At 69.5% G+C, this 14043-nt stretch carries 15 protein-coding genes; 8 read left to right on the top strand and 7 right to left on the bottom strand.

The window, feature by feature from the left end:
- Positions 1 to 12 precede the first annotated feature (12 nt).
- Together ABD785_RS30310 and ABD785_RS30305 are read right to left on the bottom strand one after the other, a co-directional pair.
- Positions 13 to 675, bottom strand: a complete 663-nt coding sequence (locus ABD785_RS30310; RefSeq protein WP_344835211.1) for a MarC family protein — start codon at positions 673 to 675, stop codon at positions 13 to 15.
- 13 nt (positions 676 to 688) lie between these two features.
- Positions 689 to 1963, bottom strand: coding sequence for an arginine deiminase (locus ABD785_RS30305; protein WP_344835209.1), 1275 nt, complete (start codon positions 1961 to 1963; stop codon positions 689 to 691).
- A gap of 185 nt (positions 1964 to 2148) precedes the next feature.
- Between ABD785_RS30305 and ABD785_RS30300 the strand changes: the two genes are divergently transcribed.
- Genes ABD785_RS30300 through ABD785_RS30290 form a run of 3 tightly spaced genes read left to right on the top strand, consistent with a single transcriptional unit; the run spans position 2149 to position 5199 of the window.
- Entirely contained in the window at positions 2149 to 2667 is a 519-nt protein-coding gene (locus ABD785_RS30300; RefSeq protein WP_344835207.1) for a hypothetical protein, read from the top strand.
- A 46-nt stretch (positions 2668 to 2713) separates the two neighbouring features.
- The gene (gene ligA, locus ABD785_RS30295; RefSeq protein ID WP_344835205.1) at positions 2714 to 4765 is read left to right on the top strand and encodes an NAD-dependent DNA ligase LigA; all 2052 of its coding nucleotides are present in this window, start codon (positions 2714 to 2716) and stop codon (positions 4763 to 4765) included.
- On the top strand, positions 4762 to 5199 hold the full coding sequence (locus ABD785_RS30290) for an HIT family protein (RefSeq protein WP_344835204.1): 438 nt from the start codon (positions 4762 to 4764) through the stop codon (positions 5197 to 5199). The genes ligA and ABD785_RS30290 overlap by 4 nt, the downstream gene beginning before the upstream one ends.
- Before the next feature lie 12 nt (positions 5200 to 5211).
- On the opposite strand, the gene ABD785_RS30285 is transcribed toward ABD785_RS30290, so the two are convergent.
- The 4 genes from ABD785_RS30285 to ABD785_RS30270 form a co-directional block, all read right to left on the bottom strand.
- Positions 5212 to 5901, bottom strand: a complete 690-nt coding sequence (locus tag ABD785_RS30285; protein ID WP_344835203.1) for a winged helix-turn-helix domain-containing protein — start codon at positions 5899 to 5901, stop codon at positions 5212 to 5214.
- On the bottom strand, positions 5865 to 8120 hold the full coding sequence (locus ABD785_RS30280) for a P-loop NTPase fold protein (RefSeq protein ID WP_344835202.1): 2256 nt from the start codon (positions 8118 to 8120) through the stop codon (positions 5865 to 5867). Before ABD785_RS30280 ends, ABD785_RS30285 begins: the two co-directional genes overlap by 37 nt.
- A 78-nt stretch (positions 8121 to 8198) precedes the next feature.
- Positions 8199 to 9584 carry a glutamate decarboxylase gene (gene gad, locus ABD785_RS30275; protein ID WP_344835201.1) on the bottom strand — a complete coding sequence of 462 codons (1386 nt, stop codon included), beginning with the start codon at positions 9582 to 9584 and terminating at the stop codon, positions 8199 to 8201.
- Between the two features lie 31 nt (positions 9585 to 9615).
- The gene (locus ABD785_RS30270) at positions 9616 to 10047 is read right to left on the bottom strand and encodes an ATP-binding protein (protein WP_344835200.1); all 432 of its coding nucleotides are present in this window, start codon (positions 10045 to 10047) and stop codon (positions 9616 to 9618) included.
- 189 nt (positions 10048 to 10236) lie between these two features.
- Between ABD785_RS30270 and ABD785_RS30265 the strand changes: the two genes are divergently transcribed.
- The 5 genes from ABD785_RS30265 to ABD785_RS30245 all read left to right on the top strand — a co-directional run bounded on the left by ABD785_RS30265 (position 10237) and on the right by ABD785_RS30245 (position 12884).
- Complete coding sequence (locus tag ABD785_RS30265) at positions 10237 to 11091, top strand: helix-turn-helix domain-containing protein (RefSeq protein ID WP_344835199.1); 855 nt, start codon at positions 10237 to 10239, stop codon at positions 11089 to 11091.
- Positions 11088 to 11276 (top strand): DUF397 domain-containing protein, encoded by a 189-nt coding sequence (locus ABD785_RS30260; protein ID WP_344835198.1) that lies wholly within the window; start codon positions 11088 to 11090, stop codon positions 11274 to 11276. Before ABD785_RS30265 ends, ABD785_RS30260 begins: the two co-directional genes overlap by 4 nt.
- Entirely contained in the window at positions 11240 to 11488 is a 249-nt protein-coding gene (locus ABD785_RS30255) for a DUF397 domain-containing protein (RefSeq protein ID WP_344835197.1), read from the top strand. The genes ABD785_RS30260 and ABD785_RS30255 overlap by 37 nt, the downstream gene beginning before the upstream one ends.
- A gap of 365 nt (positions 11489 to 11853) precedes the next feature.
- Positions 11854 to 12081: a DUF7455 domain-containing protein gene (locus ABD785_RS30250; protein ID WP_344835196.1), complete on the top strand. Its 228-nt coding sequence runs from the start codon at positions 11854 to 11856 to the stop codon at positions 12079 to 12081.
- Between the two features lie 68 nt (positions 12082 to 12149).
- Entirely contained in the window at positions 12150 to 12884 is a 735-nt protein-coding gene (locus ABD785_RS30245) for a YaaA family protein (protein ID WP_344835195.1), read from the top strand.
- A 3-nt stretch (positions 12885 to 12887) separates the two neighbouring features.
- Here the strand turns inward: ABD785_RS30245 and ABD785_RS30240 are convergent, their stop codons facing one another.
- Positions 12888 to 13862 carry a hypothetical protein gene (locus ABD785_RS30240; protein ID WP_344835194.1) on the bottom strand — a complete coding sequence of 325 codons (975 nt, stop codon included), beginning with the start codon at positions 13860 to 13862 and terminating at the stop codon, positions 12888 to 12890.
- Between the last annotated feature and the right edge of the window lie 181 nt (positions 13863 to 14043).

Below are 14043 nucleotides of genomic sequence, written 5' to 3'. Positions count from 1 at the left end.
GGATCGGCCGGTTCAGCCGAGCCTGGCGACGACCAGGTCGGTGAAGCCGTTGGCCAGCAGGATCGTCGCGATGGCGGTGAGCAGGATGCCCGCCACCCGGTCGAGGAGCATCGCGCCCTTCAGCGAGATGCGGCGCTCGACATGGCCCGACAGGTAGAGCGTCGTGCCGCACAGCAGGGCGAAGCAGAGCGCCGCGAACGACAGCCACAGCTTGTCGCCGACGTTGACGGCGTCCGCCGAGGCCGCGACGGCGAAGGCGAAGGTGGTGCCGCCGACCGTCAGCGGGAAGGTCAGCGGGGTGAACAGGATCGTCCGGAAGTCGGCGACGGGCCCGGCGGGCGGCGCCTCGCCCGCCTCCTCGGCCTCGAGCTTGCCGATCTCCTCGACGGCCCCCGCCTTGCCCAGCATGAGCGGGATCGCCGCGAAGGCCAGCGCGATGCCACCGGTGGCGGTCAGCGCCGCGGTGCTGATCCCCAGCAGCCGCAGCAGCGGTTCGCCCACCCACAGGGCCACCAGCACGAAGACCGCGACGTTGAGGCCGAGGCCCAGCGCCATCTTCGTGACGTCGGAACTCTTGTAGGGGCGGACGATCGGCAGGTAGGAGCCGAGCGCCGCGATCGGGCTGTAGAGCCCGAACAGTGCCAGGAACAGCACCCATCCCGGATGACTCATCATGGCCGTCCTCCTCCTAGACGCCGTCGCGGAGGATCGGGCAGGTCATGCAGTGCCCGCCGCCACGGCCCTTCCCGAGCTCGAAGCCCTCGATCTCGACGACGTCGACGCCGTGCTCGCGGAGCTTGCGGTTGGTGTACTCGTTCTTGTGGTAGCCGACGACCACGCCGGGCTCCATCGCGACGAAGTTGCTGCCGCTGTCCCACTGCTCGCGGGCGCGCTGGTAGTCGTCGCCGCCGGTGGGGATGATGTCGAGCTTGCCGATGCCGAGGGCGTCCTCGAAGGCCAGGGCGAGGTTCTTCTCGCGGTGGACGTCGAGCGTGCCGGGCTTGTCGCCGGGACGCAGCGAGTAGGTCTCGGCGTTCTCCACCACGGGCGGGTAGCCGGTGGCCTTGTCGACGTCGAGCAGGGTGAAGACCGTGTCGAGGTGCATGTAGGAGCGGTTCGGCGGGATGTTGACCGCGATCACCCGGGTGGCGGCCTCCTCGGCGAACATGGCCTGGGCGATGTGCTCGATCATCCGCGGGGTGGTGCGCTCGCTGACGCCGATCGCGACGGCGCCGTTGCCGATGGGCATCATGTCGCCGCCCTCCAGCGAGGCCTGGCCGAAGTCCTCCTCGTCGAAGCCGCCGTCGTCGCCCATCGGCGGGTACCAGTAGGAGAAACCGGCTCCGGCGAACATCGGGTGGTGGTGGTAGATGACGCTCTGGTTGATCGTCTCCAGCCGGCGGGCGTGGTAGTAGAGCGGGTTCAGCGACACGCCCCCGTACAGCCAGGCCGACGGGTCGCGCTGGTAGAGCGAGTTGGGCAGCGGGCGCAGGATGAACATCCCCGGGTCGGCCATCGCGGCGACGAGCGACCGCTCGTCCAGGCCCTCCCGGCCCTTCTTGGCCTCGGCGAGGAACTCCTCCTTGGTGAGGCCGCCGATCAGGTGCTCGGCCAGCTTCGCGCCGTCCCAGGTGGCGAGCTCCTCGCGGATGACGTCGACGAGGACGGGCCCGACGGAAAGATGGGTGACCATCCGCCCGATCACGTGGTCCTTGGCCTCCTGGCCCGTGTCCAGCGCCTCGGCCAGGAGTTCCTGGTGGTAGAAGACCTCGATCCCGCGGCCGCGCATCATCTCCACGAACGCGTCGTGCTCGATCTGGGCCCGGCTGACCCACAGGACGTCGTCGTACAGCAGATCGTCCTTGTTGGTCGGGGTGAGCCGTTTCAGGCTGAGATCCGGCCGGTGAACGATCACCTGGCGGAGCCTTCCGACCTCCGAGTGCACGCCGTACTTCGCCGCCATGTCGCCTCCCCGTATAGCCGTTTCCTGAAGACTCGCAGGCGGATGGGCAAGGGCAGGGAGATCCTTCGTGGGGCATATGCATGGAATGCACTAATTGATTGCGACCGGTAATGGCCTATAGGCACAGAGTGATGATGGATCGGGTGAGAATGCGGAGGTCCTCGCACTCGCACCAAGGAGAGACCTTGCTTCGTCGGACCGTTCTCACCTCCCTGACCGCCGCGATCACCGGTGCCGTCCTCGTCGGCACCGGCTCTCCGGCCGAGGCCGCCGTATCGCTGGTGAACACCCAGCACGCGCCCGTCCCGAGCGTCACGCCGTACGGGATCGTCGAGGTGATCCAGGATGTCGCGATCCTCAACGCGGGCGGCCTGACGGTCCCGCCGCTGGTGGTCGGCCTGCCGCCGCTGCTGCCGGCGAGCAGGCTCACCTGGACGGCCCCGCCCGGGCTCCTCCTCGACGGCGTCACGTGCCCGCCGGGGGCCGGGTTCTCCGGGCCCGTCGCCACCTCGGCCACCAGCGCGTACTGCACCGGCGGCCAGCTCCTGGCGGCCTGGCCGGCCTCCAACCGGGCGATGATCAGGGTTCCGGGCGGGACGGCGGCGGGCGCCTACTCCGGCAAGGTCACCCTCAGCGGCGTGGGCCTCCTGATCGGCCTCCCCCTCGGCGCCAGCACGGGCACGTTCACCGTCAACGTGATCTAGGAACCCGGCCCCCGGAAATGTCAGTGCCCGGCGGGACAATAGGGTCATGAGCGAAACCGCCGGGTACACCGAGATCGTCGACGCCGCCGGGTATGCCGCGGCCGTTGAGCTGGCCGTCACCGCGTCGGCGGCCTACTACGGCGACGGCACGTCGACCGTCGACGACGACACCTTCGACCGGCTGGTCCGCGGGATCGTGGTGTGGGAGGAGGCCCATCCCGACGAGGTGCTGCCCGGCTCGCCGACCGGGAAGGTCGCGGGCGGGGCGGTCGTCGGCGACGTCCCCCACACCCGGCCGATGCTCTCGCTCGACAACGTCTTCTCCGCCGAGGAGCTGACGGGCTGGGCCGAGGGCCTGGAGCGCAGGCTCGGCCGCCCGGTCGACGGCTGGGCGGTCGAGGCCAAGCTCGACGGCCTGGCGATCTCGGCCCGCTACCGCGACGGGGCGCTGGTCCAGCTCGTCACGCGCGGCGACGGCACCGCGGGCGAGGACGTCTCGCACGGCATCGGCACCATCGCGGGCCTGCCGGAGGCCCTCGCCGAGCCGGTGACCGTCGAGATCCGCGGTGAGGTCCTGCTCACCCGCGAGCAGTTCGAGGCCGCCAACCTGCTGCGCGTCGAGCACGGCGGCACGCCGTTCGCCAACCCCCGGTCGGGGGCCGCGGGCAGCCTGCGCGCCAAAGACCGCGCCTACCAGGTGGAACTCACCTTCTTCGGCTACGGGGCACTGCCCCTGGAGGAGGGCGCCGAGCTCGCCGCCGACCTCGCCGCGCTCCCCCATACCGCGATCATGGAGTACGTCTCCGGGCTGGGGATCCAGACCAGCGCGGCGGCCGTCCCCGGGCCGATCGGCTACGCCTCGCTCCCCGAGGTGACCGCCCGGATCGAGGAGATCGCCGCCGCCCGCGCCGGGCTGCCGTTCGGCATCGACGGCATCGTCGTCAAGGCCGACAGCGCCGCCGACCAGGAGACCGCGGGCCTGTCCAGCCGGGCGCCCCGCTGGGCGATCGCCTACAAGCTCCCCGCCGACACGAAGATCACGACCCTGCGCGAGGTCGAGTGGAGCGTCGGCAGGACGGGAGTGATCGCGCCCAGGGCCGTGCTCGACCCGGTGGAGATCGACGGCACGATCGTCACCTACGCCACCCTGCACAATCCCGCCGACATCGCCCGCCGCGGCCTGATGCTCGGCGACCGTGTGACGGTCTACAAGGCCGGCGACGTCATCCCGCGCGTCGAGGCTCCGCTGGTCGAGACCCGCACCGGCGAGGAGCTGCCGATCGCGATCCCCGAGACCTGCCCGCGCTGCGGCGGCGAGATCGACCGTTCGCAGGAGCGCTGGCGCTGCGTCCTGGGCCGCGACTGCAACGCCGTGGCCTCGATCAGCTACGCCGTCGGCCGCGACCAGCTCGACATCGAGGGCCTCGGCCACACCCGGATCGTCCAGCTCGTCGACGCGGACCTGATCGGCGACTTCGCCGACCTGTTCTCCCTGACCCGCGAGCAGCTCCTGTCGCTGGAGCGCATGGGCGAGGTCTCCACCGACAATCTCCTGGCGGCGATCGAGGCGGCGAAGGGCCGCCCCTTGAACAAGGTCTTCGCCGCCCTGGGCGTGCGCGGCACCGGCCGTTCGATGTCGCGCCGCATCGCCCGCCACTTCGTCACGATGGACGCCATCCGCGCCGCCGACGCCGAGAAGGTCCAGGAGGTCGAGGGCATCGGCCCCGAACGCGCCACGATCATGATCGCCGAGCTGGCCGAGCTCGAGCCCCTCATCGGCAAGCTCACCGCGGCGGGCGTCAATCTGACCGAGCCGGGCGTCACCCCGCGCGAGGAGGCCCCCGACCTGCCGCTCACCGGGATGTCGGTGGTCGTCACCGGCAGCATGACGGGTCCCCTGGAGTCGCTGTCCCGCAACGAGATGAACGAGCTCATCGAGCGCGCCGGAGGGAAGGCCTCCTCCAGCGTCTCCAAGAACACGGCGCTCCTGGTGGCGGGCGAGAAGGCGGGCTCCAAGCGCGCCAAGGCCGAGACCCTGGAGATCCGCGTCATCACCCCCGACGAGTTCGCCACCCTGGTCACGGACTTCCTCCCGTGACGACCGCCCCGTGCGTCTTCTGCGCGATCGTCGCGGGCGAGGCCGAGGCGAGCGTCGTCCACGCCGACGACCTCGCCGTGGCCTTCATGGACCTGGCCCCGGTCAACCCCGGCCACGTCCTGGTCGTCCCGCGCGTCCACGCGGCTGGCCTGGAGGACCTGGCCGAGGACACCGGCGCCCACCTGTGGCGCGTCGCCCACCGCGTCGCCCGATCCCTGCGCCGCTCCGGCCTGCGCTGCGAGGGTGTCAACCTCTTCCTCGCCGACGGCGAAGCGGCCTTCCAGGAGGTCTTCCACGCCCACCTCCACGTCTTCCCCCGCTTCGAGGGCGACCCCTTCCGCATCTCAGGCGACTGGACGATCCGCCCCCGCCCCCTCCTCGACACCGAAGCCGCCGTCCTCCGTCACACCCTGACCACCCTCGACCCGCCCTGACGACCACCGCCGTCACCGGTACATGCGCCTCTGCGCGGCCCGCAGAGCGGCCCTGACGTCGTCAGGTAGCACGACGGTGTGGACCTCGACGCCCAGATCCCGCAGCGCCAAGGCGGCCCACGTCCTCGTCCCGGTGAACGCGGCCGCCGCTTCGGGATCGCCGAGGCACAGGATGAGCCTCGGCGACGTCCCGAGGTTCGAGGACAGGTAGAGGAGCTTCAGCGCGTCCGCGAGTACCTTGTGCTTCTGCCCGGTCTTCGGCGGCCCTTGATGCGCCCACGCCTCCACCAGCACAGTGACGCCCTCATCGACGCCGTCGACCTCGGCCCGCGCTCCCCCGCCGAGCACGAACCGGCGAGGCGCAAGCCCCACTCCGAGCGCTCCCCCGAGCAGCCGCAGCATGAGGCCCTCGGCCCGCCGCTGCTCTGCGCCGTCCCCCGGCGCCCGCGCCGCGGCCTCAACTGCGACGATCTCCTCCGGATCCACCGGCGCAGCTCCGCTCCCACCCCGGACGAGCTCATTGACGATCTTCAGATCGGGCCCGGTGAACCGCCGGACCAGCCCGGCCGCCTCAAGCCGCCGACAGGCCTGGTTGACGCTCTGCCGAGGACTGATCCCCAGCCGCCGCGCCAGTTCGTCGTCGTCCAGCGGCCTGCTGGAAGTCCTCAGCTCCTCGAGGATCCGTTCGCGAACAGTCGGCATGGCGCTCCTCTCTCACCGACCTCTTCCCTTGCCGGAGCCGGCGCTCTCAGCCGTGCGGTCAGTTCCGCGGGGATCGGAGCAAGGCCCACCTCCTCGCGGACACTGACAAGGCGGTCCAGGGCGTCGACGTGGGAGACGGCCAGGGAGGCACGCGCCGAGGCGAGCCGCTCGAGGTCGGCGGCCGACCGCACGGCGAAGTCGCGCCAGTCCTCCGAGGTCCTGGTCACGGCGAAGAGGTCGGCCGTAGTGATCATGATCAGCAGCAGGACGCCGACGTCGGTCTCGATGGGGGTCGGCTCCGTCACCGCCGCCCCCGGCTCAGTCGCACCGCCGATCCAGTCGGCGAACAGTTCGTCCGGGGTCAGGGACGTGAGGCCGCGTTCGTCGATCCTGCGCCGGGAGGTCATCAGCCAGCGGCTCGGTTCGCCACCGGTCCTCGTCCGCCGGATCGCGGCCTCGACGACGTCGAGCGCCTCGTCCTTGACGAGCCCCGCGGCGAGTTCGGCGACGGGCAGCGGCCCTCCGTTCCGTGTGCAGAGCTCCACGCAGCGCCGGGCGGCCCGGACGAGGTCGCGGGGAAGGCCACCGGCGATCACATGGCAGAGCAGGGCCGCCCACTCGTTGAACAGGGGCGCCCGGCGGCGCAGCAGCGACCAGGAGTCGGCCGGGGTGAACGGCCGGACACGCATCACGGTGTCGAAGGAGGAGTCGAACACGTCCCGCACCGGCACCCCGCGCAGCGCGAAGCTGTCGAGGGCGTCCTCGCTCACCGACACCACGAAATGGGTGTCGCTGATGTGGAAGAGATCCTTCAGCCCGTTGACGGCCTCGATCGCCTTCTCCGGCGAAGCGATCTTGTCCAGCTCGTCGATGGCAATGATCACCGGCGTGCGGTCGGGGAGAAAGCGCAGCCGCAGCAGGAAGTCGCGCAGGTCGGCGACCCGCTCGGGATGGCTGCGTTCGCGTTGGTCCCTGCCCACCTGCTCCTCGGTGTCCAGCGAGAGGGCGGAGAAGATCTTGAATGCGAGCTTGTCTTTTGATTGGAGGGTGGTCTTCCACTTCAGCGCGTGCAGTTCGTCACGCGCGATGTCCTTGCGCCCGCTCGCTTCGCCGGGGCGCATGAGCTTCGAGAAGGACGTCCAGATGCTCATGGAGCTCGAAAGGAAGACGAGCACACCGACCAGCCCGAGCGCCAGGCCTGTGGCGCCCAGCACTCCCCCTCCGCCCTGCATCCACTTGGGCACCCCAGTCGTCATGTTCAGGGTGATCGTCAAGATGCCGGTGGCGAAGCAACCCAGACCGAGGACGATCCGCTTGCGAAAGAGACGTTCGACCCCACGGTGTTCGAACCGCTGCTCCTGGGCACCGCCGCTGCGCAGGATTTGCTGGGCGACTTCGGCGTGGACGACCCTGACGAAGTCGGCGGCCTCGTAGAAGACCGGAGCCCTGATGTAGACGCCGAGATACCCGTCAAGGTCGGTGAGCCGGCTGATGATCGTGGTCTTGCCGCAGCCGCGGGGACCAGCGATGCCGATCGCCGAAGTGGAGTGCTCACGGACGAACCGCTCGAGGTCAGAGACCCCGTCTGAATCGACGATCGCGTGGGTGGTCGTCTCGACGAGGCCGCTCGAGTCGGTTTCGTACAGGAGCGCGCCCCTGGAGTCCTCGTCCCCGATCCGGCTGTTGATCGTCGCCCGGGTGATCTCCTGAGCGCGCAGAAGGGTCGCCTCAGTCACCAGGGCCAGGGCCCCTGCGATCCTTGACTCGGTCTCCGTCCTGAGCAACCTGGAGCCAAGCCCGAGAGTGGCGACCCCCAGACCCACCACGATGATCAACAGGGCGCTGGTGATGATGACGGCCAGCGACAGCGGCGCCGCGAGGTCGTCCTCGACGAACGCAAGCCACCAGATACTGACCGCGATGGCCGCCACTGCGAGGATGAGGACCAGAAGCAGGCTCAAGGACCGCTTCCATCCCGCGATGCCCAGCAGCCGCCACGCCCAGATACCGGCCTGCCTCCGCCGGAGCGCTTCCGCGAACTCCCGCCGTTCCGACCGTGTCTCGTCCTCGATGCGGTCGCGGGCCTTGCCCACCTCCTGGCACAGCCAGTCGGCCTCCACCGGGAGTTCTCCCGGCACGTAGCCGTCCAGGACCCGGCCCACGGCCTCGGCTATGAGGTCGTCGGTGATCTCGAATTCGGTGGCGGGGGAATCGGGCATGGGCGCTCCACGGCCGGGGGTGGACGGCCATTAGAGCAGCCGGAAGTCGGCTCTCACCCGCAAATGTACGGATATGGATCAGTGGTGGAAGCCTGAGCGGTCGGGGTCGGGTGGGGTGGGGGTGGTGAGGCGGGTGAGGGCGTGGCGGAGGTCGGCGGCGAGGAGGGAGATCTGGTCTCGGGTGGTGCCGTGGCGGATGAGGACGCGCTGGATGACGGTTGCGGAGCGGGACGGGGGGAGGGGGTAGGAGGGGACCTGCCAGCCGCGCATGCGGAGCTGGTCGGAGAGGTCGTAGAGGGTGAAACCCACCGTTTTCGGGTCTGTGAGGGTGTAGGAGACCGCCGGGAGGGCGCCCTGGCCGTCGTAGAGGAGGGTGAAGGGGCCCATGGTGGTGATCTCGGCGGCCAGGTAGGCGGCGGTGTCGGCGCAGGCCTGGTGGACCCGGCGGTAGCCGGCGTGGCCGAGGCGGAGGAAGAGGTAGTACTGGGCGATGACCTCGCCGCCGGGGCGGGAGAAGTTCAGGGCGAAGGTGGGCATGTCGCCGCCCAGGTAGCTGACGCGGAAGACCAGTTCCTCGGGGAGGAGGGCGGCCTCGCGCCAGATGATCCAGCCGACGCCCAGGGGTGCCAGGCCGTACTTGTGGCCGGAGGCGTTGATCGAGGCCACGCGGGGGATGCGGAAGTCCCAGGCGAGGTCGGGGTGCAGGAAGGGGGCGACGAAGCCGCCGCTGGCGCCGTCGACGTGGATGGGGATGTCCAGGCCCTTGGTCTGCTGGAGGCGGTCGAGCTCGGCCGCGATGGCGGCGACGGGCTCGTAGTCGCAGGTGTAGGTGACGCCGAGGATGGCGACGACGCCGATCGTGTTCTCGTCGACGTGCGCTTCGAGCTGGTGGGGGCGCAGGCCCGTCGCACCGGGCTCGAGGGGGATCTGGCGGAGTTCCACGTCGAAGTAGCGGGCGAACTTCTCCCAGCAGACCTGGACGGGGCCGCAGACCAGGTTCGGGCGGTCCGCGGGCTTGCCCTCGGCCTCCCGGCGCTTGCGCCAGCGCCACTTGAGGGCCAGGCCGCCGAGCATGGCGGCCTCGCTGGAGCCGGTGGTGGAGCAGCCCGTCGCGGGGGCTCCGGGGGGCGCGTTCCAGAGGTCGGCGAGGATCTGGACGCACCGGGACTCGATCTCCGCGGTCTGCGGGTACTCGTCCTTGTCGATCATGTTCTTGTCGAGGGACTCGGCCATCAGGCGCCGGACCTCGTCCTCGGACCAGGTCGTGCAGAACGTCGCGAGGTTCTGGGCCGCGTTGCCGTCCAGCAGCAGCTCGTCGTGGATCATCGAGTAGACGATCTCGGGCGGCGAGTGGTCGGCCGGCATCCTCCGTTTGGCCAGCAGCCGCTCGCTCAGCGGCGAGGCGAACATGTCGGTCGCGCCGTCGTCCGGCCTGTCGTCGTCGCCCACCACGTGCAGTGCCATGCCGTCCCCCAAGATCGTTCCCTTGGGGGGCCTACCCGCGGACCGGCTCGCGAAGCAGCGCGGGGAGCTCGAACTCCGCGAACACCGAGGTGCGGAACCCGAGCGTTCGGTAGCCCCAGCTCAGCGCGAGCTCGTTGACGAGCTGGAGGCCCCGTCCGCCCTCGCCCGGCTCCCCCGCCGGGGTCCGCCGCACCGGGCGCCCGCCGGATCCGTCGTCGACGACCTCGACGATCAGCCGGTCGCTCGACCGCCGCAGCACGACGGAGAAATGGCCGCCCCGGCCGCTCGCCGTGTGCCGCACCGCATTGGCGGACAATTCTGTGCAGACCAGTTCCAGATCGCCCCGAACGGGCCATTCGACGGGCAGCAGATCCCGGACGAACAGCCGCGCGTTGCGCACCGATCGCTCGGTTCCCGGAAGTGTCATCGTCCCGACGACGATCGTCTCGTCCGCGTACCGCATAAGGAGGTCCTTTTCGCTCGATTCCCTTCACGGGAGAGCGTGACTTCGACCCACTGCGCCCACAACGCGATCGGCGCCTACCTCAACAGTCGCCTGCCCGAACCGTCGAGAACCTGAAAGTTCGGGAACACGAAAAATCACCTGAGAATCCCGCCACCAACGCGCCACACAGCGTGACAAGCTGTCGCCATGGCGTACGACAAACGCCCCCTGGGCCGCTACCTCCTCATCGGCCACGAGCTGAACAGACTGCGCGATCGGCGCGGCCTGACGCTCAAAGCCGCCGCCCGCCAGTCCCACCATTCGCCGAGCTGGATGAGCACCGTCGAGAACGGCCTCGCCGCCATCCGCTCCGACGACCTCAAGGGCCTGCTCCTCCTTTACGACTGCCCGGATGCCGACCTCAACGAATCCCTCATCCACCTCGCAGAACGAGGCCGCCTACCCTCGTGGTGGAGGGCATTCGAAGGCATGGCCAACGCCGCAGCCGTCCACTATGCGTCACTCGAGGCGGACGCTTCGAGAATCTTCAGCTTCCAGCTTCAGCTGATACCCGGTCTATTGCAAACACCTGAATACACCCGCGCCGTCACTAGCATGAACCCGGATGCGGACAGCACACTTCATGAGGCAACGGCGGAGCTGCGAAAACAACGCCAACAGGTTCTGCACGGGCCCGATCCCACGATCTTCCAGGCCGTCATCAGCGAATCTGTATTCCATCTCCTGGTGGGGGGCAGCCAAGTCATGAGAGAGCAGGCCGCACACCTCCACGAATTGGCCCAACGCCCTAACATCGAACTGCGGATCATCCCCCACGGCGGAGGAGTCCACCCCGGCGTCGATGGCGCGTTCACGATCCTCACATTCAAACCACGCGGACGGCTCAACGTCGCCGTACCTGCCAGCGCCGCCGAGTCGCGGTTTCTCGTCCAGGAAGCCGATCGCCGCCTCTACGCCGACATCGCCCGACAGGTCATCGATGCCGCCCTGCCGCCAGAACCCTCGCTCGAACTGCTCGCCCGGATAGCATCAGCGCTATGACGAGCCACCCCCACCTCGCATGGCGTAAGAGCACCTACAGCGGATCCAACGCCAACGAGTGCGTCGAGCTCGCGGACGCGGACGGGCGGGTCGCAGCCCGTGACTCCAAACACCCCGACGGCACCATCCTGACGATCACGCGTGGCGGATGGAACGAGCTCTTGCGCGGCATCAAGAACGCCTGACGGGCCTTGTTAGCATCGACGCCATGGCGAGCCACCCCCACGCCGGATGGCGGAAGAGCAGTTTCAGCGGCGCGAACAGTGACGAGTGCGTCGAGGTGGCGGACGCTGCCGGGCACATCGTGGCCCGCGACTCCAAACACCCGGACGGCACCGTACTGGCGATCACGCGCAGCGGATGGCGCGGCCTGGTGCGGGGGCTTAAGCGGGGCTAAGGCGCTTGGCGGATCCGTGAGCCCCGGCGTCGCCCTCCCCTCGGCGCGGCCCCACGATGGCTCCAGACGGTCTCCGACCTGGCCCCCTTCCTCCTGCCTCGACCGGGCCGTCCTCGACGTCCTGGGCCACGGGCTGAGCCGGGCCCGCGCCCTTCTCCGGATCGGGCTCCCGCCCAGCGTCGTCGCCGGTCGCTCCCTCGCGGTGGCGAGACCGCTCGACGGGACGACGCATAGTGAGCACGCGTGTGGTTCCGGTCACCTTCTGGGGCGTTCTGCTGTCGGCGTAGCGGTAGTGGTTTTGGGAACGTCCTGGTCGGGTTAGATGTTCTCCTAAGTACCGACCCCCGAGTACAGAGGAAGGTGCCGTGACAGGAACCCTTGCCCCGTCCAAGCCGCTCAACGCTCAGGACCGCTGCGACCGTTGCGGAGCCCAAGCGTATGTGCGGGCCACCATGGCCGGCGGCGCAGAGCTGCTGTTCTGCGCACACCACGGCCGCAAGTACGGAGAAAACCTCCGTGCGAAGGGGGCTGACATTCATGACGAGACCGACAAGCTGATCGAGAACAGGCTCCGTGGCGACGACCACGCCTGACCTCCTCAGAACCAAATAGAGCGGCGGACCGTTCCTCATGTGGAGCGGTCCGCCGTCATAATCTCGGAGTGCTGATTCTTCTTCCGCCCTCCGAGGGCAAGGCCACCGAGGGCGACGGCGAGCCGCTCGACCTCGGGGGGCTGTCCCACTCCGCCCTCACGCCGACCCGGCGCAAGGTGCTGTCCGCCCTGCTCAAGGTCAGCAAGGGCGCGCAGCGGCCGGCCCTGGACGTGCTGGGGCTGACCGAGGGCCAGCGCGACGCGGTCCTGCGCAACCGGGAGATCAAGAAGGCCCCCACGCTGAGGGCGTCCGATCTCTACACCGGTGTGCTCTACGACAACCTGCGCCTCAACGACCTCGACGAGGCGGCGCGCGCGAAAGTACTGATCTTCTCCGGCCTCTGGGGCGTGCTGACCCCGGACGACCGGATCCCGCCCTACCGCCTGGCGATGGGCGTCGCCCTCCCGCCGCTGGGCGGGCTGGCCGCGACCTGGCGGCCCGTGCTCACCAGGACCCTCGCCCCCCGGGGGCTCGTGGTCGACATGCGGTCGGCACCGTACGCGGCCGCCTGGAAGCAGCCCTCCGTGGGCGTACGCGTGCTCCGCGAGAGTGTGGTGAACGGACAGGTCAGACGGACGGTCGTGAGCCACATGGCCAAGGCCACGCGCGGTGCGGTGGCCCGCGACCTCCTGCTCAACGAGGTCGAGGCGGAGACGCCGGAGGAGCTCGCCAAGGCACTGGAGGCCCTGGGCCACACCACCGAGGTCTCCCTTGGAACGATCGAAGTGATCGTCAAGGAATAGACGTCAGTGCTCCAGCAGGTTCAGGTGCCGGCAGGCCTTGGTGTACTGGTCGATCGCCGAGCCGCCCATGTAGGACCACGGGAGCGAGGCCGCCCTGCCCTGTGTCCGCGCGAGATGGTTCCTGGCGGGCCTGCGGGCGTCGCCGAGGTGGAAGGCCGCCCCGAACAGGTTGTGCGCCTCGATCGTGCGCGGATGCGGCCGCGGGCCCTCGTGCCAGCCGCGTGCGGCCGCCTCGACGTCCCTGATCTCCTCCTCGCTGAACCATGAGGAGGAGCCCCTGATGATCCCGGACCGTTCCTGAACGAAGTACTCGAAGTAGGCCAGCGGGATGAGCGCCGCCCGGGGGTCGTCCCGGCCCGACATGCTCATCGCGACCCGCGCGAAGTCGAACATCTCCTCCGCGACGCCGCCCCACTGCGGCGACAGGGAGATCACCCGGGCGACGTGCGCGCCGTACAGCGACGGCCACCGCTCGGACGCCCTGCGCCAGAGGGTCTCCTTGTCGTCGGCGTCCGTTTCGAGCCCGAGGGCGAGCCACTGCATGGACTCCCACGGCACCGGATCGTCGGGGAACAGCTCCGCGGCGGTGTTCAGCGGCTTGCGGGCCTCCTGAAGCGCCTTGGTGAAAGCCTGGTAGCCACCGGCCTGCTGGGCGCGCGACCGGGCGGCCGGGCGGATCTTCCAGGCCTCCTCGATCAGGGTGCGGCCCAGCCACAGGTGGAGATCGGGGTTGTGCGGATCCTGGGCGAGCAGGGCCTCGATGCCCTTGCTCCACCCGGCGGCGGACTTGGCCAGGTACTCCACGCGCAGCGATCGCTGCTCGGGATCGGTTCGGGTCTCCCAAAGGGCGGAGACCGCGACTCTCAGGTAGCGTTCGCGGACCGCGTCGCAGGTCTGGTCGAGGACCGGATCCCGCCACGGGCGGCCGCTGACGACGGATGCGGCTCGGGGGCGCTGCCCCGCGGCCTGAAGATGCACCCGGTCAACCTCCATCACTCCCATGTCAGACGAGAGTAGGAAGAATCGGGACTTCAGGAGGTACGTCTACGTTAATTACGTGTTAAGGGCTGCCGTTCCAACGGCGATAGCCGAATAAAAACGACGGACCGTCCACCGAAGGACGACCCGCCGTGTTCGATCGTTTTCGACCTAGATCAGT

Source organism: Actinocorallia longicatena, from assembly GCF_039534125.1.
Classification (GTDB): Bacteria; Actinomycetota; Actinomycetes; order Streptosporangiales; family Streptosporangiaceae; genus Actinocorallia; species Actinocorallia longicatena.
This window is presented reverse-complemented; position numbering and strand designations above follow the sequence as displayed.

Excerpts from the sequence above, each read along its gene's own strand:
- ABD785_RS30255 (WP_344835197.1), top strand. The coding sequence starts at position 11,240 with ATGGAACGAGCTCTTGCGCGGCATCAAGAACGCCTGACGGGCCTTGTT.
- ABD785_RS30310 (WP_344835211.1), bottom strand. The coding sequence starts at position 675 with ATGATGAGTCATCCGGGATGGGTGCTGTTCCTGGCACTGTTCGGGCTC.
- ABD785_RS30280 (WP_344835202.1), bottom strand. The coding sequence starts at position 8,120 with ATGCCCGATTCCCCCGCCACCGAATTCGAGATCACCGACGACCTCATA.
- ligA (WP_344835205.1), top strand. The coding sequence starts at position 2,714 with ATGAGCGAAACCGCCGGGTACACCGAGATCGTCGACGCCGCCGGGTAT.
- ABD785_RS30270 (WP_344835200.1), bottom strand. The coding sequence starts at position 10,047 with ATGCGGTACGCGGACGAGACGATCGTCGTCGGGACGATGACACTTCCG.
- ABD785_RS30285 (WP_344835203.1), bottom strand. The coding sequence starts at position 5,901 with ATGCCGACTGTTCGCGAACGGATCCTCGAGGAGCTGAGGACTTCCAGC.
- gad (WP_344835201.1), bottom strand. The coding sequence starts at position 9,584 with ATGGCACTGCACGTGGTGGGCGACGACGACAGGCCGGACGACGGCGCG.
- ABD785_RS30265 (WP_344835199.1), top strand. The coding sequence starts at position 10,237 with ATGGCGTACGACAAACGCCCCCTGGGCCGCTACCTCCTCATCGGCCAC.
- ABD785_RS30305 (WP_344835209.1), bottom strand. The coding sequence starts at position 1,963 with ATGGCGGCGAAGTACGGCGTGCACTCGGAGGTCGGAAGGCTCCGCCAG.
- ABD785_RS30260 (WP_344835198.1), top strand. The coding sequence starts at position 11,088 with ATGACGAGCCACCCCCACCTCGCATGGCGTAAGAGCACCTACAGCGGA.